Here is a 23,558-nt window from a genome sequence, read left to right as displayed (position 1 = left end):
TTATTTTCTAACAATTTGTTCTAAAAATTTATCATCTATTTCAGTGAAATCGGCAAAATTATAATCTGCCTCTTTCAATATTTTCTTGTCTCCTATTCCTATACTTAACATTCCTGCAGCATTTGCCGCCTCTATGCCTGCAACAGAATCTTCAAACACTACACAATCCTGAGGTGGTATTCCCAGCTTTTCAGCAGCAATTAAAAAAACCTCGGGATCTGGTTTGGCTTTTGAAACATCATTACCATCCACTATAGCCTTAAACCTCTGCGCGATCTTTAGCCCCTTTAGTATAGGACGCGCATTTTTACTGGCAGATCCCAGTGCAAAGGGCACATTATTTTCTGTCAAAAAATCCAGGCTTTTTTTAACTCCCGGTAAAAGGTCTTCCTCATCCATGTGAGCGACCCTGTCCAGGTAATCATCATTCTTAGAGGACATTAGTTCTTCAAATTCAGTTTCTGTAACTGTTTTGTTTCCCCAGCCCAATATTTGTTGAAGAGAATTAACCCGGCTTACGCCTTTTAGCTTCTCATTTTGTTCCAGTGTTATATCAAAACCCAGGTCGTTGGCCATCTTTCTCCATGCCAAATAGTGGAACTTGGCAGTATCCACTATGACCCCATCCAGGTCGAATATTATTCCTTTTCTTTTATTCATTATTTTTTAAACATTTTTTACTACAACCGGTTCGTCAACATCATAGATCCTAACACATAAAGCAGCAGCTATAAGAAAGGCTACTCCGCTCGTCACCAGGGCATAAACTGGATTTCCTCCATATAGGTATTTTACCATAGGACCTCCTATAAGAGCATTGATAATTTGGGGTATAACAATGAAAAAGTTGAAGATACCCATGTAAACCCCCATTTTTCGAGGAGGAATTGATCCTGCGAGAATAGCATAAGGCATGGCAAGGATGCTAGCCCAGCCAATACCTATTCCAACCATTGAAAGCAGTAGCCAGTATTCGTTTGGCGCAATATATATCGACAACAATCCTATTCCTCCAAGGATCAATGATAACATATGAGTACTCTTCCTTCCAATCTTCAAAGCGATAGCAGGTAAGAAAAAAGCAAATACGGCAGATACGGCATTATAAACGCCAAAAAGCACCCCTACCCAATCTCCTGCATCCTGGTAAGTTTCACTACTATTATCTGTAAGTGGTAACCCATAAATATGGTGGGCAATTGCCGGAGTAGAGAAAACCCACATCCCAAAGAGACCAAACCACGAGAAGAACTGTACCCATGCAAGTTGGCGCATAGTAAAAGGCATGTTCTTAAAGTCGGTGAAAATATCGAGCAGGCTGGACTTCTTTTCTGTCTCCAGTTCTGCATCCTCAATATGATCATCCATTTTGGAAAGCTCCTCGGGAGTGTATTCTTTTGTGGTAAGGATGGTCACGAGAATACTTATCACGAGGATAGCAGCTCCTATTACAAAGGAAAGTAACAAGTTCAAAGGAACTTCTCCGGCCACAGTTCGGTTGCTAATGTTAAACCAATTAGTAAGCACATAGGGCAGCCAGGAACCTACTACAGCACCAATCCCTATTAATACCGTTTGCACACTAAACCCGAGGGTACGCTGGTCTGATGGTAAATTATCTGCCACCAAAGCCCTAAAGGGCTCCATAGCTATATTAAAGGAGGCATCCATTACAAAGAGCATTCCTGCGCCAATCCAAAGTGACGGCAGGATAGCGATGAATAGATCGGCGTTAGGCATCAGGATCAATCCGGCGGCAGCCATAAGTGCTCCAACCAGGAAGAAAGGACGTCGTCGTCCTAACCTGGTCCAGGTTCTGTCACTATAATATCCAATGATGGGCTGGACTATAAGCCCGGTAACAGGTGCAACCAGCCAGAACCATGAAAGCTCATGAACATCGGCGCCAAATATTTGAAGAATTCTGCTGGCATTTGCATTTTGAAGCGCAAAGCCGAGTTGAATACCCAGAAACCCAAAACTCATGTTCCAGATTTCCCAAAAACTCAAGGTGCGTTTTTGCATTATCGTAGTATTAAATTACGATAAGCTGTTTAGACTTATCAAAACTATTAAAGGGAAGTAGAAATATAAGTTTTGATAAAAAATCCTGTCAAATATATAAAATAAAGTTAAACCAGAGTTCTTTTTCTCTTTTGAGTGGATTCTCGTTCAACTAAACTTGTTTTCACAACTGCTGTTTGAAAATTTTCATCTGCTACAGCTTTTTCTATTCGATCTATGAGAAGTTCGGCTGCTTTTGCTCCCATTTCGGCACCATGCTGGTTTACTGTGCTAAGACTGGGAATAAACCTGCGGGATAGTTCTCCGTCAGAAAAGCTAAAAACAAGGACCTCATCGGGCACAGAGATCCCCTGGTCAAACAATGCCTTTACTGCACTTGTAGCAAACTGTTCATTAACTGCAAAAACTCCATCTATTTCCTTGTTTTGGATAAAACCGGCAATTTCTTCCTGACTTTTGTCCATATCTTCAATCTTAAGGATAAGGTCCTTATCCACCTCCAGGTCATTATTCCGAAGCGCTCTTAGGTAACCCTCTGTACGCAGCTTTCCTACACTTACATAATCTACGGTCGTGATAATGGCAATTTTACGACAGCCGTTATCAATTAGATGCTGCACAGCATTCCTGGCGCCGTCGCTGTCATCTATTATGACTTTATCACAAATGATATCATTTACAACTCTGTCTACCATTACAAGAGGCATCCCCTGGCTTATCACTTCCTCGAGGTGATGATAGTCCCCCTTTTGCTGAGTTTCCTTGGCCACAGAAAGAATAAATCCATCTGTACTACCATTGGCCAGCATTTCCATATTAATAACCTCTCTGTCAAAAGAATTGTTTGATAAACAGATGAGAACGTTATACCCCCTTTTGTTGGCCACATCTTCCACTCCACTAATAACAGTAGCAAAAAAATCATGTACTATTTCGGGAAGTACCAACCCGATAGTACGGGTTTTTCGATTCTTGAGACTTAATGCAATGTTGTTGGGTTTATAATTGTAGAGCTTTGCAAAAGCCTGAATTTTTTGCCTTGTATCGTCACTTATTTCGGGGCTATCGCGTAAGGCTTTGGAAACTGTGGAGACAGATACATCCAGTTCACGTGCGATTTGTTTGAGGGTGAGTTTTGGCTTCATTTAAAAAGAATCAAAATTATAATGCTGTTAAAATCGTAAATCTATTATATTTTCAGGTTAAATTAGGATTATGATAAAGTTTTCAACACGAAAACGTTTTCGGGCTTCTCCCTGTGGGGTTTAATACCTGTAGATCCTTTTAGTTTACCTAATTTTAGTGCCGGAAAGTAGAAATATAAGGTTAAAACTAAGTAAAACCTAACATGCAATTTTATGAGAACATTTATTAAAAGCACATTGCTCATGTTATTGATGCCAATGAGCTTTTTTGCTCAATCTACTGTTAGCGGTATTGTCACCGAAAGGGACACCGGGATGCCAATCCCTGGAGCTAACATAGTAATTAGAGGTACCATGACAGGTACCACTACAAATTTCGATGGGGAGTACACCCTGGAGGGAGTTAATCTGGATGATGTCATTGTGGTATCATATATAGGATTTGCTCCCCAGGAGATCCCCTATACCGGACAGGAAACTATCAACGTAAGACTAGCCCCCGATACAGCCATCCTTGAAGAGGTAGTACTCATTGGTTACGGTTCTACCCGTAGACAGGATGCCACAGGTGCTGTTCAGCAAATATCGTCCGAGGACTTTAATAAAGGTCCTATAGTCTCTCCCGAGCAACTCATTGCAGGTAAATCTGCAGGGGTTAGAATCACCTCGGGTAACGGGGCTCCGGGTGGTGGCGCCCAGATCAGGATCCGTGGAGGATCTTCCCTTTCTGCCAATAACGATCCGCTTATTGTTGTGGATGGTTTACCTCTTGACCAAAGAGGTGTTCAAGGAGTAAGAAACCAATTAAATGCCATTAACCCTAATGAGATCGAAGATTTCGTAGTACTTAAAGATGCTTCGGCAACTGCCATCTATGGTTCAAGAGCTTCAAACGGGGTTATTCTTATTACCACCAAAAAAGGTAAAAAAGGGGCCGATCTTACCTTTGAATATGATTTTAAAGGTTCTGTTGGAAATGTGGTTGAGACTGTAGACGTTCTGGATGCAGATCAATTTAGGAGTATAATCGAGACAACAGAAGGAACAGACCTGGGTCTTCTGGGAGAAAGTAACACTGACTGGCAGGATGAGATCTACCAGACTTCAGTTGGAGCAATTCACAACTTAACCGTTTCTCAAGGATTTGAGAACTTTTACTATCGGGTGAACTATAACAACACCTCTCAAACCGGAGTCTTAAGAACTGACCTTTATGAGAGAAATGCGCTGAATGTGGCATTGAACGGGGATCTTCTGAATAATGATCTGAAACTTACCCTTACAACAAAAGCCAGTATTGATGCCAACCATTTTGCCGAACAAGGTGCTATTGGAGCTGCTGTTGCTTTTGACCCTACCCAGTCTGTATATGACCCCAGCAGTCCTTTCGATGGCTTCTTTGAATTCCGCAACGCAAACGATGAAGCTCTTCAACAAGCTACCAGAAACCCTGTTGCTCTTCTACTTCAGAGAGATGCCGAAGGAGAGACTAAAAGGGTGATCTCAAACTTTAATGTAGACTATAGATTTCCCTTTGCAGAAAACCTGCGCTTCAACATGAATGCAGGTGTAGATTATGCCGAAAATGAAGGATTTACTTTTATGCCTTTAACATCTGCAACCGTTATTCAGGATATACCTAACCACGAGATCTATGGTGGATTCAACAGAAACAGCCTACTGGATTTTTACTTCAACTATAAGCCCTATATTGATGCTATTAGCACTAGCGTAGACTTAACAGCAGGACATTCGTTCCAGGAATTCTACAGCACCAGCCAATCCCGATATACTGCAGACAATGCGTGGGTCCAGGGACAAAGAGCTATAAACAGGAATGCTTTGGAGTCGTACTTCGCAAGAGCAAGCTTTGATATTGATGACAGGCTGCTTATCTCAGGAAGTTACAGGATGGACGGTTCCTCCAGATTTAGTGAAGCAAACCGTTGGAGCCACTTTCCATCTGTCTCTATGGGTTGGAAGATCAACAATGAGGAATTCTTAAAAGAATCTGATGTTGTTTCTCAGCTTAAATTACGTGCCGGATATGGAGTAACAGGTAACTATGAGATAGGAAACAACTACGGATATATTGCGTATTTCACACCAAGTATTGAAGGAGCCAGCTATCAGTTTGGAGACAGATTCTACCAAACACTAAGGCCGGAAGAATATGATGCCGATCTTAAATGGGAAGAACTGGAGACAGTGAACGTAGGGCTTGATTTCGGTTTCTTTAATGACAGGTTTGGTGGTAGCGTAGATGCTTATCACAGAACCACAGATGGTCTTATTGCATTTGTTCCGGTACCGGCAGGTGCTAACCTTTCCGACCTTTTATTGACTAACGTTGGTGAGACGGTTAGTAGAGGTTTGGAAATTGGATTGAATGCTGACCTAATGAGAACTGACGAAATTACATGGAATCTTGATTACAATATAACATTCCAGGATCTTGAGATCACCAGGCTTACTTTGGGAGAAGACCCTAATTTCTTCATTCCACAAGGAGGTATAAGTGGTGGTGTTGGTAATACCATCCAACTTTGGAAGACAGGAATTGATCCAACCACCTTCTTTGTTTACAGACAGGTGTACGACCAGAACAACCAACCTGTAGAAGGAGCTTATGTAGATGTAAATGGAGACAATGTTATCACTGAAGCAGACCGCCAGCCCTATAAAAAAGCAACACCAGATTTCTTCATGGGATTGACGAATAGTTTCACCTATAAGGACTTTGACTTTAGCTTTACCTGGAGAGGAAGCTTTGGTGGCTATATGTATAATAACACGCAGTCTTCTTCAGGCTTTAGAACTGCAGGTACTGTAACTCCACAACCATACTATTCTAACTTCAATGCCAATGTTCTGGAGAGCGAGTTCGTAAACAGCCAGTTCTTCTCAGATTACTATATAAGGAGTGCAGATTTTGTTCGACTGGATAACATTGCAGTTGGATATTTATTTGCCATGGAAGAGGTTGACTTACGCGCAACTTTAGCTGCTACCAATGTCTTGACCATCACTAACTATGAAGGCCTTGATCCTGAAATTGCCGGAGGAATTGATAACAACTTCTATCCAAGACCAAGAACATTTACATTGGGACTAAATCTTCGATTCTAAGGACTAAAAAATAAGATACTATGTGTAATAAATTTAAATCATTCTTAGTCATTTTCCTCAGCCTTACTATTTTAGGTGCGTGTGAAAGTGAATTAGATCTAAAACCTGAAGATAACCGGCAAGGTGCCGACGAAATCTTCCAGGATGCCGAGGCATATAAGCAGTTCTTGGCAAAGCTTTATGCCGGTTTGGCAGTGAGTGGACAACAAGGCCCTGCCGGTAACCCGGATCTTGCGGGATTGGACGAAGGTTTTTCTCAATACCTGCGTCTTTACTGGATGTTACAGGAATTACCTACAGATGAAGCTGTAATTGGCTGGAACGATGGAACCATCCTTACCTTGCATGGCCAAACCTGGACCTCAGGTAATGAATTCATACGTACAATGTATTCAAGGATCCTTTACCAGGTGGCCCAGACAAATGCTTTTTTACGTCAAACTTCCGAAGATAATTTAGCCGGTTTTGACCAGGCTACAATAGAGGAGATCCGAACCTTCAGAGCTGAAGCAAGATTCCTTAGAGCCTTAAGCTATTATCACGCTCTTGACCTTTTTGGAAACCCTCCGAGAATTTCTGAAAATGATCCTGTGGGTGCATTTTTGCCTGAACAATGGAACCGAGCAGAACTTTTCGAGTACATAGAAAGTGAATTGCTCGCCATTGAAATGGAGATGGTTCCTGCCAGACAAAATGAGTATGCCCGTGCAGACCGAGGTGCTGTTTGGACTCTTCTGGCAAAACTTTATCTCAATGCTGAAGAGTATACAGGAGAAAAGCGCTATACAGATGTTGTCAATTACACTGAAAAAGTTATTAATGCAGGATACTCTTTGGTAGACGATTACCAAAAATTATTCCTTGCAGATAACAATTCCAACGGAGCTCAAAATGAAATCATCTTCCCTATCGCCTTTGATGGACAATACACCCGTTCTTTTGGAGGCATGACCTTCCTTATTCGCGCTCCTATTGGTGGAGATATGGATCCTGCCGATTTTGGAGTGAATTCCGGTTGGGGAGGTTTAAGGACCACACCAGAGTTTGTAAACCTTTTTCCTGACGGAGCAGACTCGCCAGATGAGCGTGAAATGTTTTTTACTGATGGACAAAGCCTGGAAATTAAAGATATCACAAGTTTTACCGATGGATATGCAGTTGCAAAATTCCGTAACATAGACAACGAGGGTAATCCCGGGTCAGACCCCACAGGAGAACATCCAGACACAGATTTCCCTATGTTTAGGCTGGCCGATGTATACTTGATGTATGCCGAAGCTGTGCTTAGAGGTGGTGGCGGAAGTCAAGACCAGGCATTGGCCTATGTAAACGAGCTGAGAGAAAGAGCCTATGATAATGATGCCAACGGGCTCATCTCAAGTAATGATCTTACTCTGGACTTCATACTTTCTGAAAGAGGAAGGGAATTGTACTGGGAAGCTCACCGCCGTACAGATCTTGTAAGGTTCAATCAATTTACAGCAAATGGAGTTTGGGCTTGGAAAGGAAACGTTCCCCAGGGAACCACAACCGCATCTTTTAGAGACATCTATCCAATTCCAGCTTCCGACTTAGGTGTAAACACCAACTTAACTCAAAATCCAGGATACTAATATTATTTTAATAACAATTACAATGAAAAAACTATCAATATTATTATTAGCCTTTGTTGCTCTCGTAGGATTTAATGCCTGTACGAGTGACGATGATGTGGTATTTATTGCACAACCGGATCCCGAAGGTATCTCCTTTATCAATACATTTTCTTCGGAGTATATTCTAACCAATGCAACTGCAGAGAATACTGTTGAAAGATTTGTGTGGAATGAAATAGATATAGACGTTCCTACAAATATTAATTATGATGTACTGGCATCTACATCTGCAGAGATGACAGATCCTGTTTTACTGGGTAGTACAGCAGGAACAAACTTAGCTGTTAAGGTAAAGCAACTAATGAATCTTGCTGAAGATGCAGGGCTAGACAATGATCCAAGTACCGAAGCTCCAAATACCGGAACGATATATGTTCAGGTGGTCGCAACTGCAGGTACCGGAGGTGAAATGGCTCACGCTTCTGAAGTACAAGCAATGAATGTGGTAATTCCCGAAACAACTGAAGAAGAAGAGGAATCCTTCCTGAATTTCTTCCTTGTAGGTGATGCTACTGCTGCAGGCTGGAATCCCGACAATAACAATACACCGTTATTCAGAGATGGTGAGAACGAAGACATCTTTTACTTCACCGGAAGATTTGATGGAAGCGGGGACAAAGAAGGATTTAAACTTCTTGAAATTCTTGGTCAATGGCAGCCACAATGGGGGCTGGACAATGGAAATCTCAGCAACAGCACCATCCTTGGAGGTGATCCATCGGCATTCCCTGTTGATGCAGATGCTTATTATACTTTAACCATGAACGTCGATGAAATGACTTACTCTTTTGAGCCCTATGATGAGAGTGGTGCTGCTACATACAATACTATAGGTTTTCTTGGAGATGCAACTCCGGGTGGCTGGGATGCAGATACCGATCTTACCCAGTTGGATTTTGATCCTCATATCTGGTATGCCAATGGAGTGACTTTGAACGATGGAGAAATGAAATTCCGTGCTAATGATGCATGGGATGTAAACTGGGGAGGAGATACCCCTATTTCCGGAAAGGCTTCAGCAAACGGACCAAATATTCCTGTTACCGCAGGAGTTTATGATATATGGTTCAATGACCTTACAGGTCGCTATATTCTTATTCCTCAAACCGAAGAATAATTTTGTAACAGTTCAAAAAGGCTGCTTCACGGCAGCCTTTTTTGATAAAATACCTTTGACATGAAGAATGAAAATTTAATCTTATCTCTGTTTATTGCCATGCTTCTTTTTGCTGGCTGTTCTTCAGATGATGATGGGGTTGAAACAGATCCGGGTGACAATGGAGAAAATCCCCCTCCTACTGCAAATTATGAACCTCTGGACTTATCCAGTTACGACAATGGCAGCGGAGTCATGATGCAAGGATTTTACTGGGACGTTGAACCTGCCGGAGAATGGTGGAATACGGTCGCAGAAAAACTTGATGACTGGGCAGATGCCGGAGTGAACCGCGTTTGGCTACCTCCTGCTTCAAAAGGGCAATCGGGCGGCTTTTCCATGGGGTATGATCCATCCGATTATTTTGACCTGGGTGAATATATGCAGCATGGCACAGTTGAGACCAGGTTTGGCTCAAGAGAAGAATTGGACAACCTCATTGAAACAGCTCATGCTAACGGAATCGAGGTAATAGCCGATATAGTTCTAAACCACAATTCAGGTGGTGGACTGGAGTGGAATCCGTACCGTGAGAAAGAGACTTATACTCTTTTTAATGAAGAGCATGGAAATGCTTCAGGTCTCTTTAATCGCAATTATGAGAATTTCTATCCTAACAGCACAAGTCCCTTTGATCCCGGAAGTTTATTTTACGAGGAAACAAATCTGGATCATAACCAGGAATATGTCCAAAACTGGTTATGGGAAGCAGATTATTCCGTAGCAAATTACTACAAGAATGAAGTAGGATTTGATGGCTGGAGATTTGATTATGTACTGGGCTTTGAGCCTTGGGTTGTAGAAGAATGGATGGACGAGGTCAATGGATTTGGAGTTGCAGAACTCTGGGATGGAAACCCCGATGTACTTCGGGATTATATTGAGGAAACTGGTGTATCAGTGTTCGATTTCTCTACTTTTTACAAGCTCGATGAAGCATTTGACAGGTATGATGACCTTACATACCTGACTGGAGATATGGTATGGCAAACTCATCCGGAAAAGGCCGTGACCTTCACAGCCAATCACGATACCGAAAAAGATGACAATGAAGATAATTTTATCTCCATGGAAAATAAATTAAAAGCCTATGCTTTTATCTTAACTCATCCCGGATATCCTACCATTTTCTACTCAGATTACGAGAATGAGAACTTTAAAGATCAATTACAGCAGTTGATCCTTATCAACAATACTATAGCCAAAGGAGATGTGGAAATTCTTTATGTTGATGATGACGAATACATCATGAAAAGAGCTCGTACCCCATCTAATCCAGGCCTGATTCTCTATATTAATACTAATGGCAATGCCAAGATCAAGGAAAATATAGATACAGACTGGAACCTGGCAAAAATAATGGATTATACTGGTAATATTGATTATAGCCCTATGACAGACCAGGACGGTAATGTGTCCCTAAGAGCACCTGCTAATGGATACGCCGTTTACTCTATTATGAAACAAGAATAAATAATCAGAATGTAAATAAAGGCCGGTATTAATACCGGCCTTTCTGTTTTATCACTCACCTTTTCTTTATTCCAACCTTACAGTTCTAATCCCCACTCCATGCTGCTCCTGTTGTTCTGTTTCCGTTAGGCCGGGTCCAATTGAGAACTGCAGGCTCTCGGCATCTTTAATATCATATGGCTCCCTAATATCGTGCTCAAAATATAAGGGTAAAAAAGTGGGATATGGTCTTGGCAGGGTTACAGTCTGCACCGGCTCAAGAGTAGAAAGGTCTATTTCATATTCCTTCACCTCAGGCTGCAGTTCTATAATTTTCCCAAAAGACCTGCCACTGTCCATCACTAAAGCCACCTGTAGCTTTACAGATTTCCCGTTAAGCGCACGTGCCTCTATAACCAATTTTTCCTTTTCTTCCAGCGCTTCCCTCCTGCCCTTCTTTTTTTCAGTAAAATTGTACCTGAAGGAATAATCATAAACAGGTTCCGCCTTGGTGTTTTCGGGATCTATTTCAAAAAGCTTTTCCACATTAACCTGAAATTCGGCTTCGTTGGGGTTTTCTGTTGGTATCACGTTATTTGTTGGCAGCCATTTTCTAACTACATCTTCATGATCCTGTGCTGCATTGAATAGATATACAGGTGCTTCTGGATCTATCACGCGGATAGAATATGGCTCATCGGGATCGAAATCCCACTTGCCGGGATCTCCTTCCTGTCCGCCGGGATAGGTTGTGGTTCCTTCCGGAGTCCTCACAATTATTCGGTACTCTAAAAAGCCATTTTTAAGCAGGCTTTCCGGCACTTCTCCCGTGTAGGTGTAGGCGCTGCTCTGTTGCAGATCCAGGCTTTCATAGGCATTCCCATTCCGCAGCCATGCCTGCACCTGCTCAATAGGTTCGTTAGAAACTACAGTAGCTTCAATATTATAACTCTGTCCGGCTGACAAGGATGGAACAGGTTCGTGGATGAGATAGGTCTTATCCACAGTGGTTCCTGGCGCAAAAAAAGCTTTTAGATCATCTACCGGCCATCCCTTATAAGAAGCCTTCGCTTTTTTACCATTTTTGGAAAGTATATATGTACCCGGTTCTATGCTGAAGCTGTTTCCTGACGCGGATTTTACCAGCTCATTTTTGGAATTTACTCCGGTTACAGAAAAGTTGCCGCCCAGTTCGGGAAGTTGGACAGTCATCTCCCACTCTCCATGTTTAATAACTGCCAAAGTTTTGTCCAGACTATTGTTTCCAAAAGGATTATCTACAAGAATAGCATCGGGCATTACCTCCAGCCTCCAAATTCCATTCTCGAGCTTATCCAGGAAGTATGCTCCCTTTCCGGAATACTGTACAACAGGAGAATTTCCATATCCGGCTATTTGTTTCAGCTTTTTAAGATCCTTCGGCCGAGTTTCAGTTGAGTTGGTATAAATAAATTTTTCAGCCGAATCGATTTCAGCCAGATCATTCTCATAGCTAATGCTGAAATTTCCGAAGTTGAGATTGGCAGGATATCCTCCCAGGTTCTTGTTCATTGGCAACTCATGAAAGATCTCCCCGCTTATCATTAGCGCCAGCGCCTTTTGTGGTGTGTACACCAGGTTCATATAATGGGTGTCATATTCTGTATTGCCCGCGGCCATATAGGTAGGATCATAGGCAAAATGTGTCCCTATCTGCATCCCGGCCTGCCTGAAACTGCGGGCCATGGCAGGATACATGTATGACTTCATCACATCGGCCGCATCGAATTCATACACCAGCTTTGCCAGTCCATTTTTCTCCCACACATCATTAAATGGAATTTTATATTCATTTACATTCGGTAGCAGGTTGCCTTCCAGTTCCTTTCCAAAACCCAGGCCTGTTGGATACCATTGGAAAGTTCCTCCATCAATCCCGGCAGCGGCATATATTTCTGCCAGCTGGGTGCTATGGGTAACGTTATAAAAGATCGGCTTTTTTGTACCTGTAGATCTCAGGGAAGCTATCATGCGTTCAATGAACTCCTGCACCTTTTCAGGCGCCTCCCGGTGATGTGGCTCATTACTCACCTCAAAAGCTATGACATTTGGCTCGTCCTTATACGCCTTACCTGTATAAGGATTTACGTGGTTAAGGAATTGCGCCAGGTAATTCTCCTGTGCCTCAATAGCTAAGGGATTTACAAGACTCCCTTCCTTACCATACTTGTTGGAAAATCCGGGTGTGTCTTCATCCTGTTCGGGCCAGCCATTACCCCAGTAAGCAATGGGGGTAAGTACAAAATTGATGTTTCGCTTTTTTAATTCGCTTATCAAAAAGTCGAAATGATCGAGATGTTCATTTTCAAGCAGGTTTCCTTCCTCGTCGCTTATTTCTGTATCCCAAACATGGATCCTGTAAAGATCGAAACCAAGCCTTGAGAAATGGTAGACATCATTACGCATGGCTTCTTGCAGGTCTACTCCCAGTTTTTTTCCGGAGCGAAAGGCATGAGCAAAAGGCACAGAGTAATTCACTCCAAAACCTTTCACTTCCTCTTTGTTATGGCCCCAGCGCATCACCCCGTTCTCATCTACAAAGACATCCTGTTTATTTGTCTTTTTTGACACCTGAGCAAACACGGGGTGTGCAGTAAAAATTATCATGACCCAAAGTAACAGCACTCTGGAAATTCCTGGATTTTTCATACAATTTACTTTAAAATTAAGGTAGCGGGGGGCAAACCTTCTGCGGTGGCTTCAATTTCAATGGGAGAATTGAATTCTTTTGTCCTAAGCAGAATAGTGGCGATCCCGGCTTCCGCATTTATGGGGTTATCTCCAATTAATGCAGCATTTTCTCCTGAAGTTATTCTGAAACTTACGGGAAGCGTTGAATCATGTACCAGCTCCCCTTTGTCATCCAGAATCCTGGCATAAATGAAGACGACATCTAAAGTTTGACGTGCAATTTCCTTTCCGGAAACATCTATTGAAAGTTCTATTTTTGACGCCTCATTTGGCGTCCTCACCACGTGACTGGCTACTTCTTTTCCGTCGATAAAACCGATGGCTTTTAACTCTCCCGGCGCAAATTCCGGAAGTAAAAATTTGTATGGCGGATACCATAGTTCATCAGAGAATTCGGTTCTTCGAGGTCTCTTCTTCTCAATCAATTCGTCATTGAGGTAAAGAGCAACTTCTTCGGTATTGCTGTAAACGGTGAGTTCTGTAGTGGAATTTGGCTGCCAATAACTTGCGATATGCACCATAGGAGCTGAAAAATCACCTTTATACGGCGGCTTCTGACTCTTATAAAAATAATAGCTGAACTTTGGGATCCTAAAGATGTCTGCAATTCCAGAAGCTTCCAGATCGTCTGCGTAACCTCTGTTATAGTCAAACATCAACCAATTGGACATTCCAATAGTTTGCTCTCCTTTCAAGTTGGAATTAGTAGCTTCCTGAAAGTTCAATGCCTGCTGTAGAAGCCTTTTTTCACCGGCGCTTCGCAGTTGTCGGCTGGTTCGTTCCTCTTCTTTAAGATCACCAAAGGCCTTCTGATTAAATCCTGCATTCTGAGCGTAATATTCCCAGTCGCCGTATTCTGCAATTAAGATCGGCCGGCCCGGTTTATTATATTGGTTCCAGTAATAGGGAGGTTGTGCATGCTGCCGTGCCGGAATAAAAAGCTCGTAAGCAGGATGATCCATCCAGCCTGCACTAAAGGTGTTCTCATAAGGCAACTCGGCTTCCAGAACTTCATTTGCCTTAATAATAAATTCATCGGTCATTCCCGATTCGTTGAGTGAATTTTCCCAAAACACAATACTTGGATGGTTCCTATCCCGCCTGGCCATATCCCTAATGTCCTGGAGAGCATTATCAACGAACTCTCCTTCCTCATAGAACTGCCACCCCGGGATTGCATTCATCACCAATAAACCTAGTTCATCACAGGCCTCCAAAAACGAAGTGGCGTGAGGGTAATGCGAAAGCCGCACAAAATTAAAGCCGGCTTCCTTGATTTTATAAGCGTCCCGGTAATTGGCTTCATCAGAAAGTGCATAGCCTATGTAAGGATATTCCTGGTGGCGATTGGTGCCGTTTACGAAAAGTTCTTCCCCGTTCAGATAAAATGCAGTTCCCGTAAGTTTGATATTCCTGATTCCGGTCCTTATCCTCTGTTCGTCAATAACCTTATCTCCTTCCAAAACCTCCACATGCAGGTCGTATAGATTAGGTTCGGCAGGACTCCATAAAAGCGGATCTTCTATGGAAACTTCTGCAATAAAATGTTTGTCCTCCCCGGGAGTCAGGGCTTTTACAGGTGTCAAAAATGTGCTTTTTTGACCCTCTTCTGAAGTAAAGATGGTTCGCAGCCTCAGCTCTTTGCTATCTTTCGAAGAGTTCATTACATGCACTTTTACAAATCCTGAAGCAAGTTCGGGTGAAATACTGTCAAAATGTACCAGAAGACCTCCACCATTTACTTCTTTTGCAAAAATGGGATCGGTGATGTGAACCCTACCGGTCTTAATAAGCTGAACGTTGCGGTAAATACCACCATAGTAATTGAAATCCAGATCGGTTAAAGGTTTTCCGGGAGGAATAGTAGGATCATCGATATTGATCACCTCTACCTCAATTGTATTATGAGAGTTCGATTTTAGATATGGGGTGGCATCAACTGTAAAAGGTAGATAACCGCCTTTGTGTATGTTCACAAGAGAATCGTTTATTCTTATCCTTGCCTCCTGCATCACCCCTTCAAAATGGAAAAACCACTTCTCATTCTGCAAGTCTTCCACAGGAAATTTTTTACGGTAAAGAGAAGTTCCCTGCCATTGATCATTTACCACCAAGGGTTCGATCTTGACACTATGTGGCAAAAAAACCTCCTCCCATTCTGCTGCGGGAGTGTTTTCAGCCTCTAAGCGTCTAAATTGCCAGTTGTTGTTGAAGTTGATGACCTGGCGAAGAGAATTCTGCTGTTCCCTTGCTTTTTCAGCCGGAGGTAGGGGCTCACAGCCGAAAAAAGCAAGGACAAAACAGATTGCAATGATGCATTTTAACTGTTGTTGCATACAGCAGTTTATAAGCGTAAATATTACAATTAATTTTGAATTACGAAAAGATTTTCAACAAAATTTTACGCAGCAGTTTTTCCTAGATCTCGAAGTTATAACCTCTTTCTGTAAGTCTCTTATACCGGTCATAATCGAACTTGTATAAAAAGGCACCTCTCTTTGATGTCGATTTATCTTTTTCCTCCAGTTTTACAAGCACATTATAAGAAAACACCTTTTTACGAAAGTTACGGGAATCGAGCTCTTTTTGATAAATAGCTTCGTAAACACTTTGAAGTTGCGGGATCGTAAATTTTTCGGGCAAAAGTTCAAATCCCAGGGGTTGGTAACGAGCTTTGTGTTTTAGCTTTTCCAGGGCATCACTTACCATTTGACTGTGATCCAACACTAAAGGAGGTAAATCCTTAACGTCATGCCACACCGCACCATGCTGTTCCACAAGTTCTTTATCATAATCATTAAGCCTTATCAAAGCATACTGCCCAATAGATATACATCTGTACCCGGGATCTCTGTCGGCAGCTCCATAGGTCCTCAATTCTTCCATAAAGACATTTCTGAGACCGGTGATCTCCTCGAGAACCCTTTGGGCTGCAGTCGAAACATCTTCGTCCATCTTTACAAAGCTCCCAATAAGAGACCACTCTCCCTCCAATGGGGCCACACGACGTTTGAAAAGCAAGAGCTTCAGGTTGCCTGCATCAAAACCAAAAATAATGCAATCAACAGCCACATACATTTTGTGATCCTGTTGATAAGCGTCCCTACCCATTATCTCAGATTCTCCTTTTTCTTTGTACATTAATGTTTCCGGATTTGCTCTTACAAAAAAACTATTTTTTTTCGGTTTATAAAATGTACAAAATACGTTTATTATCTTTGGTTCACCTGAAATAGAAAATTGTGAAAAATCAAATAGGAGAAGCAGCAGCGGAAAAATTCAAAGATTTTGAAGCAGAGTTCACTGTTCATGCTCCGGGGAGGATAAACCTCATTGGAGAACATACAGATTACAATAGCGGTTTTGTCTTACCAACAGCGATAGACAAGGTTATAAAATTACATTTTGCAGCCAATTCCACTCCATACTCCTGTAAAATCTACAGTACAACCTACGATAAAACCTTCAGTTTTGATCTTCAAAAGATCTCAAGAAGTGAAGAGCAATGGGAAAATTACATTTTGGGGGTGGTCAATGAGATCCAAAAGCGGGGAAAGTACCCAAAGGGTTTCGATTGTATTATAGAGAGTGATCTGCCCGTTGGGGCCGGAATCAGTTCATCGGCTGCCCTGGAAAGTGGTATGGCTTTCGGCCTGAATGAGCTTTTCGACCTGCAGCTTTCCCGCCAAACCATAGCCGAACTTTCCCGCGATGCCGAACACAATTATGTGGGAACGAAATGCGGAATAATGGACCAATACGCTTCGGTGCTAAGCAAGGAGGGGCATCTTATCCTGCTTGATTGCCGCAGCCTGGAAGCAGTCTATGTGCCGGCCAATTTTAAAGACCATAAATTGTTGCTCATAAATACCATGGTCTCTCACAGCCTTGCATCCAGTGAATACAATACAAGAAGGCTGGAGTGTGAGCAGGCAGTTAACCATATTAGAGAGAGATATCCCGAAGTTAGTTCCCTGCGCGAAGTAAACCTCGCCCGCCTGGCTGAATTTAAAAATTCTCTTCCAAACCTACTTTACAAACGCGCTCACTATGTTGTTTCTGAGAATGATCGTGTATTAAAAGCAGTAGAAGCCATAAAACAAGGTGATCTTAAGGAATTTGGTTCGTTGATGTATCATTCTCACAAAGGCCTTCGGGATAACTATGAAGTGAGCTGTGATGAACTTGATTTTCTCGTCGATCTTACCACTGACTATAAGCCGGTCAAAGGTGCCAGAATGATGGGCGGAGGCTTTGGTGGCTGTACCATCAATCTTATTGAAGAAGATTACGTTGAAGAATTCATTAAAATAGCTTCAGAAGCCTATGATAAGCAGTTTAACAAAATTCCTGAAGCCATTGTTGTTTCACCAGAAAAAGGCACCTATATAACCAGGAAATAATTATGTCTGAAGATTTTAACACCCATCCTCACAGGAGGTACAATATATTAACCGGGGAATGGATCCTCGTTTCTCCTCATCGCACGAAGCGCCCCTGGCAGGGCCGGCTGGAAAAGGTTGTAAGAGAGGAAAGACCTTCTTATGAGCCCGATTGTTTTTTGTGCCCCGGCAATCTTAGGGCTAGCGGAGACAAAAATCCGAACTATAAAGATCCCTACACTTTTGTTAATGATTTTTCAGCTCTTCTTCCTGAAGGTTTGCAGGAAGAATTCAATGATGGCCTGTTAAAGGCAAGTTCAGAAACGGGAATTTGTCGGGTGGTATGTTTTTCTCCCGATCACTCCTTAACGCTACCTGTCATGGAAACAGGGGATATTGTAAAGGTGATCCAAAAGTGGAAGCAAGAGTATGAAGATCTGAGTACCCGCTCTGACATCAATCACGTGATGATCTTTGAAAACAAGGGAGACATGATGGGATGTAGTAATCCTCATCCTCATGGGCAGATTTGGTCGCAGCTTTCCATCCCGGTAGAGGTTCAAAAAAAGACAAAACATCAAAAGAAATACTGGGAACGTAATAAGAGAAGTTTACTGGGAGATTACCTGGATCAGGAACTTGAGAAAAAGGAGCGTATCGTACTAAGAAATGAGCATTTTGTAGCTCTTGTTCCTTACTGGGCGATATGGCCATATGAGACCATGATCATTCCTGTAAGGCACATGCAGCATATCGGTCAGCTGACTTTTGAAGAGGAAAAAGCATACGCTGAAATTCTAAAGCAGCTCACCATAAGATATGACAATCTTTTCCAGACATCTTTTCCCTATTCCTCCGGAATTCACCAACAGCCTACCAATGGCCAGCAATATCCCGAATGGCATTTCCACATGTCCTTCTACCCTCCTCTATTGAGATCCAGGACCGTAAAGAAATTCATGGTGGGATATGAACTTTTTGCCAGTCCGCAGCGGGATATCACAGCCGAGCAGGCTGCGGAGACCCTGAGGCAACTTTCAGATGTACATTACACCAAAGAATAACCTCCTTAAAATGTCACTTTTGGATCCTGTTTTCCGAACTAATTGAACTTAAAGAGAACGCACAACTGGTTTTCAGGTAAAAAAGAGCTGGTCTTAAAACCTGACAAACTCGTTATTCTCAATTTACTTCTGAATCCGAAATTCCTTTTACCAAAAGATCGCATACAACATAGCAACGATCAACATGATAACAAAAGCGCCGATATTAAATACGGGCCCTGTTTTGAAAAGATTCTTTGTTATGATGATCGCCTTTGGATGATCTGCTCCTCTGGTCTCGATATAACTAATAACTACCATGATCAACATTGTAAGTATCCAGGTGATGAACATTTGGTGCATGAATGGTAATTCGGGGAAAAACCAACTATCAACCCAGCCGTTAGTGCCCACCTTAAAGTAAAGCGCGATGGGAATTGAAGCCAGCACGCCCCATATGGCTGCACTGTTGGTGGTTTTCTTCCAGAAAAGACCGAGCATGAACACCGCCAAAATACCCGGACTCACAACTCCAGTGTACTCCTGAATATACTGGAATACCTGCCCCAGGTTCCTTAATTGAGGAGCAAGGAAAACTGCAATGATCAAAGCTACAGATGCCGAAATACGTCCAATCTTCACCAGTTTATTTTCCGAAGCAGTTTTCTCAATATAGGGCTTATAAATATCCATAGTGAAAATCGTTGCAGTGGAGTTAAGCATGGAAGCTATGGAAGACACGATAGCAGCAGCAAGAGCGGCCAGAACAAGTCCTTTTAGACCTATAGGCACAAACTCCCTTATTAGCCATGGAAAAGCGTTATCATTAATGATCCTGCCACCTTCAGCAATAAAGGAAGGATCGGTGTATTCTTCAGAAAAAGCACCTCCGGGACCAACGTTCATAACATAAGCAATGATCCCCGGTACTACTACTATCAACGGAATGAGCAACTTCAGGAAACCGGCCAGAATAATCCCTTTTTGAGACTCTCTTAAACTTTTTGCTGCAAGGGTTCTTTGAATAATGTACTGGTTGAAGCCCCAATAGTAAAGATTAGCAACCCACATTCCCCCAAGCAGAACTGCAAGGCCGGGTAGATTCCACCACGCATCTTTCCCGCCGGGGGTGATGATCTCACCTTTTTCCAGGATCATCGAAAACTTCTCTGGCACCTCTTCATAAATAGTTACAAGGCCGTCTATGACATTACCGCTTTCAGCAACATGAGTTAACCCGATGTAAGTGGTGATAAGCCCCCCCAGGATGAGCAGGACTACCTGTACAACATCGGTCCAGGCTACTGCCGCGAGTCCGCCATAGAGCGAATATGCCGCTGCAAATAAAGCCAGCCCGATGATTGCATAAAGAAAGACCGAACCATCACCTGCACCCACTATAGTATCAATTGCAGTCGCCCCAAGGTAAAGCACAGAAGTTAGGTTCACGAAGATGAACAATGCTATCCAGAAGATCGCCAGGATGGTCTTTAAATTAGTTCCATAGCGAACCTCAATGAATTCGGGAATGGTGTAAAGTCCTTTTTCAATGAATATGGGGAGAAAATATTTTCCGACGATGATCAGGGTGATGGCAGCCATCCATTCATAAGAGGCAATGGCAAGACCAATTGCAAAACCGGATCCTGACATCCCTATAAACTGTTCGGCAGAAATATTAGCTGCGATGAGGGATGTCCCAATTGCCCACCACGGAAGTGATTTACTGGCAAGAAAATAGTCTTCAGAAGATTTTCCCTTACCGCGGGATACCCAAAGCCCAATCCCAATTATCATAAAGGCATAGGCCGCAAAAATTATCTTATCGAGTAATGCAAATTCCATAAGTAACGTGGTTAGATCAAATGATGTTTAAGCATGAGATGGCTCTATAGCTCCAAAAATTTTGTTAAATATAATTGATTAGCACCTAAAAGAATATGATCTTCATATAGAAGTTATGAACCACTTTTAAACTTCCAGCTGGTCATATTTATATACTTCTCTCCTGGATCGAGAAACACAGAAGGAAAATTTTTTTGATGTGGGGCATTAGGAAATCCCTGAGTTTCCAAACATATGGCGGCCCGTTCTGAACCAATGTTGGTAGCATAATCCCAGTCTGCCGGAAGATCCTGCGGCACGTAAACAACTACAGCCGGCTGATTTGTCTTCACCTGCATAGAAATACCCGATTGAACACCTTTAAGACCAATAACTTGTGATGTGTCTTCTAAGCTGAAAACTGTGTCTAAGGGGACCTCTCCCAGCTTCCGGGATTTGCGAAAATCAAATTGAGTTTTAGCTCTTTTAAGAAGTTGGCCGGTCGGGACATTTCTCAGATCAGTTTCCAAATATTCCCCGGCCGGTATTTGCAAATAATGTTCGTTGACCGAACCTGCTCCATTCAGGTTTAAATACGTGTGATTGGTGAGATTTACCACAGTCCTTTGATCTGTTTCGGCGGTATATTCCAGCTTCACTTCATTTTCTTCTGTCAGAGTGTATCTGGCGCGCACTTTAAGATTTCCGGGATAGCCTTCCTCTCCATCGGGAGAAAGATACTCCAGTACAACAAAGGGATCATTATTCTCTTTTATTTCAATTACTTCCCAAAATTGATATGAAAAGCCATATTCCCCACCATGCAGGTGAACTTCATCTTTTCCAAAAAGGGAATATTTCCTGTCCTCTATTTCAAAACAGTTAGGGAAGATTCGACCGGCATGTCTACCCACTGTGGCGCCAAAGAACTTTCCACGCTTGTGGTAGATGTCTGTTAAATAATCTTCAGGTTTAGCAGGACCTACTACAACATTTACTCCTTCAAACCTTAGACTGAATATACTTGCTCCAAAATTCAGGATCTTCAGTTCTGTACCACTCTTATTTTGCAAGCTAATGAGCTTCAAATCATTCACTCTCCCGATGTTCTTTAAGCTTTTTTGGTTTGTACCCATTCTACAACCAGCTCTTCCAGCACATTCAAAGGAACCGATCCATTTGTTAAGACCACATCATGAAATTCCCGCAGATCGAAATCTTCGCCTAGTTCCTTTTTGGCGAACTCCCGAAGTTCCAGGATCTTATTCATTCCAATTTTATAGGCTGTGGCCTGCCCCGGCATCACAATATGCCGTTCCACCATTTTAACCGCATCACTTTCGGCATTAGGGGAATTTTCCACATAATAATCTATAGCTTCATCCCGAGTCCATTTCTTGGAATGTATACCTGTATCGACCACGAGTCTAATAGATCTCCAGAGTTCCATTGCAAGCCGCCCAAAATCTGAATAGGGATCCTCATAGAAACCCATTTCCTTTGGCAACAATTCACTATACAAGCCCCAGCCTTCGACATAAGCTCCATACCCCCCTGTTTTTCTAAACATCGGCAAACTATCGAGTTCCTGCGCGATGGCAATCTGCATGTGGTGACCGGGAATTCCTTCATGATAGGCAAGTGCCTCCAATTGATACGTAGGCATGGCCTCCATATCATAGAGATTGGCATAATAAGTTCCGGGTCGTGAGCCATCCATGGCAGGTTGCTGGTAAAAAGCTTTCCCCGCACTTTTTTCTCTAAAAGGTTCGACCGCCTTTACTATAATATCTGCTTTTGGTTTTGTTAGGAAGACTTCGTCCAGACGAGCCTTCATTTTATTAATTGCATTCTTTGCTTCACTCAAATATCTTTCTCGGCCCTGCTCATTGTTCTCGTAATAGAATTGCTCATCTTCTCTCATAAACTTTAAAAAGTCCTGAAGGCTTCCCTCAAATCCTACTTTATTCATGATATCCTCCATTTCTTTATGGATTCTGGCAACTTCACTTAATCCAATCTCATGTATCTCTTCAGCAGTAAGATCTGTAGTGGTTGTTCGCTTTAAAGCTGTTTTATAGAAGGCTTTTCCTTTGGGAAATTTCCACGCCCCATGATCAGCTGTAGCGCGCTGTTGCTGGTCCTCTAGTTTAGCGATCAGGTTTTCATAGGCTGGCTTAACAGAAGTTAGCAAAGCTTCCTGTGCCTCCAGGATCAATTCATCTTTTTGAGCTTGAGGAATCTCCAGCTGGTCCACTTTACTGCTGAAGTCTTCCAATAACGTGCTTGGCTCAGCCGACTTTTCAAAAGGGCGTCCCCGCAAAAGGTTTTGGGAGGCCTCAACAGTGTGAGCAAAAACAAAAGCAGGCGGCATGATCTGGTTCATTTCGCGCAGCTCAAGTCCCTTAATGACATCCTCCATTACCTTTGGGATCTTATTAAGCCTCTCAATATAAGCCCGTGCATCACTAACAGAATCGATCTTGTGCATATTGATTAGGAAAGCGGGTAGTTGCGTGTGCACCCCAAACATTTGGTTAACGGGGTAGTTATACAATCTAAAATCATAATCCTCAATTTCATCCTCCAGCTTTTGCCTGTAAAGCTTATAACTTAGGGCAGCTTGTCCTTCCAGGGCTTCAGGATTAATTTCATCTTTTAAATATTCCAGCCTCCTTTTAGCATTTTTAAGATCTTCGGCATATTTAAGGTGTGAAAAATCATCCCAGGAATCATAGTCAGTCTTAATTCCCAAACGCGTTTGCAGCATTGGAGATTCTTCAAGGTCCTTCTGAAATTCCTCTTCTAGAAAAGTATTTAATTGTGCAGTTTCCTGCTGAATCTCTTCTGAAGTTGGACCGGTTTGATCTGACTCTTCTTTACAAGCTGACAGACTGACGATCAACAAAAAACTAAATAGTTTTAACAGCGGTTTTGAGTTCATAGATATAAGATTTGATCCTGAAATATTAAGGTGAAAGTAAAGTAGTGAAATTGACGAAATTGCCGGGCAGCTT

The 23,558-nt window shown here is 42.4% G+C and carries 15 protein-coding genes; 6 read left to right on the top strand and 9 right to left on the bottom strand.

The features are described from left to right. From pgmB to ACXYMT_RS09015, 3 genes are all read right to left on the bottom strand, one after another. Entirely contained in the window at nucleotides 1-660 is a 660-nt protein-coding gene (pgmB, locus tag ACXYMT_RS09025; protein ID WP_459058747.1) for a beta-phosphoglucomutase, read from the bottom strand. Nucleotides 661-666: 6 nt separating this feature from the next. Further along, nucleotides 667-2,025 (bottom strand): MFS transporter, encoded by a 1,359-nt coding sequence (locus ACXYMT_RS09020; RefSeq protein ID WP_459058746.1) that lies wholly within the window; start codon nucleotides 2,023-2,025, stop codon nucleotides 667-669. A 107-nt stretch (nucleotides 2,026-2,132) separates the two neighbouring features. Next, entirely contained in the window at nucleotides 2,133-3,170 is a 1,038-nt protein-coding gene (locus tag ACXYMT_RS09015) for a LacI family DNA-binding transcriptional regulator (RefSeq protein ID WP_459058745.1), read from the bottom strand. Between the two features lie 213 nt (nucleotides 3,171-3,383). Here ACXYMT_RS09015 and ACXYMT_RS09010 point away from each other — a divergent pair, with 213 nt between their 5' ends. The 4 genes from ACXYMT_RS09010 to ACXYMT_RS08995 all read left to right on the top strand — a co-directional run bounded on the left by ACXYMT_RS09010 (nucleotide 3,384) and on the right by ACXYMT_RS08995 (nucleotide 10,583). Further along, nucleotides 3,384-6,299: a SusC/RagA family TonB-linked outer membrane protein gene (locus tag ACXYMT_RS09010; RefSeq protein WP_459058744.1), complete on the top strand. Its 2,916-nt coding sequence runs from the start codon at nucleotides 3,384-3,386 to the stop codon at nucleotides 6,297-6,299. Between the two features lie 20 nt (nucleotides 6,300-6,319). Next, a complete protein-coding gene (locus tag ACXYMT_RS09005) occupies nucleotides 6,320-7,912 on the top strand; it encodes a RagB/SusD family nutrient uptake outer membrane protein (RefSeq protein WP_459058743.1) in 1,593 nt (530 codons plus the stop codon). Nucleotides 7,913-7,934: 22 nt separating this feature from the next. Continuing rightward, nucleotides 7,935-9,071, top strand: a complete 1,137-nt coding sequence (locus ACXYMT_RS09000) for a SusF/SusE family outer membrane protein (RefSeq protein ID WP_459058742.1) — start codon at nucleotides 7,935-7,937, stop codon at nucleotides 9,069-9,071. 99 nt (nucleotides 9,072-9,170) lie between these two features. Beyond that, the gene (locus ACXYMT_RS08995; RefSeq protein WP_459059165.1) at nucleotides 9,171-10,583 is read left to right on the top strand and encodes an alpha-amylase; all 1,413 of its coding nucleotides are present in this window, start codon (nucleotides 9,171-9,173) and stop codon (nucleotides 10,581-10,583) included. Between the two features lie 66 nt (nucleotides 10,584-10,649). Here the strand turns inward: ACXYMT_RS08995 and ACXYMT_RS08990 are convergent, their stop codons facing one another. From ACXYMT_RS08990 to ACXYMT_RS08980, 3 genes are all read right to left on the bottom strand, one after another. Beyond that, nucleotides 10,650-13,250 (bottom strand): glycoside hydrolase 5 family protein, encoded by a 2,601-nt coding sequence (locus ACXYMT_RS08990; protein ID WP_459058741.1) that lies wholly within the window; start codon nucleotides 13,248-13,250, stop codon nucleotides 10,650-10,652. A gap of 5 nt (nucleotides 13,251-13,255) precedes the next feature. Continuing rightward, a complete protein-coding gene (locus ACXYMT_RS08985) occupies nucleotides 13,256-15,628 on the bottom strand; it encodes a glycoside hydrolase family 2 TIM barrel-domain containing protein (RefSeq protein WP_459058740.1) in 2,373 nt (790 codons plus the stop codon). 82 nt (nucleotides 15,629-15,710) lie between these two features. Further along, a complete protein-coding gene (locus ACXYMT_RS08980) occupies nucleotides 15,711-16,433 on the bottom strand; it encodes an NUDIX hydrolase (protein ID WP_459058739.1) in 723 nt (240 codons plus the stop codon). A 101-nt stretch (nucleotides 16,434-16,534) separates the two neighbouring features. Here ACXYMT_RS08980 and galK point away from each other — a divergent pair, with 101 nt between their 5' ends. Both galK and ACXYMT_RS08970 read left to right on the top strand, forming a co-directional pair. Continuing rightward, on the top strand, nucleotides 16,535-17,695 hold the full coding sequence (gene galK, locus ACXYMT_RS08975) for a galactokinase (protein ID WP_459058738.1): 1,161 nt from the start codon (nucleotides 16,535-16,537) through the stop codon (nucleotides 17,693-17,695). 2 nt (nucleotides 17,696-17,697) lie between these two features. Beyond that, nucleotides 17,698-18,738, top strand: a complete 1,041-nt coding sequence (locus ACXYMT_RS08970; protein WP_459058737.1) for a UDP-glucose--hexose-1-phosphate uridylyltransferase — start codon at nucleotides 17,698-17,700, stop codon at nucleotides 18,736-18,738. Nucleotides 18,739-18,885: 147 nt separating this feature from the next. Here the strand turns inward: ACXYMT_RS08970 and ACXYMT_RS08965 are convergent, their stop codons facing one another. From ACXYMT_RS08965 to ACXYMT_RS08955, 3 genes are all read right to left on the bottom strand, one after another. Then, complete coding sequence (locus ACXYMT_RS08965) at nucleotides 18,886-20,562, bottom strand: sodium/sugar symporter (protein ID WP_459058736.1); 1,677 nt, start codon at nucleotides 20,560-20,562, stop codon at nucleotides 18,886-18,888. Between the two features lie 113 nt (nucleotides 20,563-20,675). Further along, a complete protein-coding gene (locus tag ACXYMT_RS08960; RefSeq protein WP_459058735.1) occupies nucleotides 20,676-21,677 on the bottom strand; it encodes an aldose epimerase family protein in 1,002 nt (333 codons plus the stop codon). Further along, nucleotides 21,653-23,485: a DUF885 domain-containing protein gene (locus ACXYMT_RS08955; RefSeq protein WP_459058734.1), complete on the bottom strand. Its 1,833-nt coding sequence runs from the start codon at nucleotides 23,483-23,485 to the stop codon at nucleotides 21,653-21,655. Before ACXYMT_RS08955 ends, ACXYMT_RS08960 begins: the two co-directional genes overlap by 25 nt. Between the last annotated feature and the right edge of the window lie 73 nt (nucleotides 23,486-23,558).

Source organism: Salinimicrobium sp. CAU 1759, assembly GCF_054482715.1.
This window is presented reverse-complemented; position numbering and strand designations above follow the sequence as displayed.

Coding starts and splice junctions, on each gene's coding strand:
- pgmB (WP_459058747.1), bottom strand. CDS start 660: ATGAATAAAAGAAAAGGAATAATATTCGACCTGGATGGGGTCATAGTG.
- ACXYMT_RS09020 (WP_459058746.1), bottom strand. CDS start 2,025: ATGCAAAAACGCACCTTGAGTTTTTGGGAAATCTGGAACATGAGTTTT.
- ACXYMT_RS09015 (WP_459058745.1), bottom strand. CDS start 3,170: ATGAAGCCAAAACTCACCCTCAAACAAATCGCACGTGAACTGGATGTA.
- ACXYMT_RS09010 (WP_459058744.1), top strand. CDS start 3,384: ATGAGAACATTTATTAAAAGCACATTGCTCATGTTATTGATGCCAATG.
- ACXYMT_RS09005 (WP_459058743.1), top strand. CDS start 6,320: ATGTGTAATAAATTTAAATCATTCTTAGTCATTTTCCTCAGCCTTACT.
- ACXYMT_RS09000 (WP_459058742.1), top strand. CDS start 7,935: ATGAAAAAACTATCAATATTATTATTAGCCTTTGTTGCTCTCGTAGGA.
- ACXYMT_RS08995 (WP_459059165.1), top strand. CDS start 9,171: ATGCTTCTTTTTGCTGGCTGTTCTTCAGATGATGATGGGGTTGAAACA.
- ACXYMT_RS08990 (WP_459058741.1), bottom strand. CDS start 13,250: ATGAAAAATCCAGGAATTTCCAGAGTGCTGTTACTTTGGGTCATGATA.
- ACXYMT_RS08985 (WP_459058740.1), bottom strand. CDS start 15,628: ATGCAACAACAGTTAAAATGCATCATTGCAATCTGTTTTGTCCTTGCT.
- ACXYMT_RS08980 (WP_459058739.1), bottom strand. CDS start 16,433: ATGTACAAAGAAAAAGGAGAATCTGAGATAATGGGTAGGGACGCTTAT.
- ACXYMT_RS08970 (WP_459058737.1), top strand. CDS start 17,698: ATGTCTGAAGATTTTAACACCCATCCTCACAGGAGGTACAATATATTA.
- ACXYMT_RS08965 (WP_459058736.1), bottom strand. CDS start 20,562: ATGGAATTTGCATTACTCGATAAGATAATTTTTGCGGCCTATGCCTTT.
- ACXYMT_RS08960 (WP_459058735.1), bottom strand. CDS start 21,677: ATGGGTACAAACCAAAAAAGCTTAAAGAACATCGGGAGAGTGAATGAT.
- ACXYMT_RS08955 (WP_459058734.1), bottom strand. CDS start 23,485: ATGAACTCAAAACCGCTGTTAAAACTATTTAGTTTTTTGTTGATCGTC.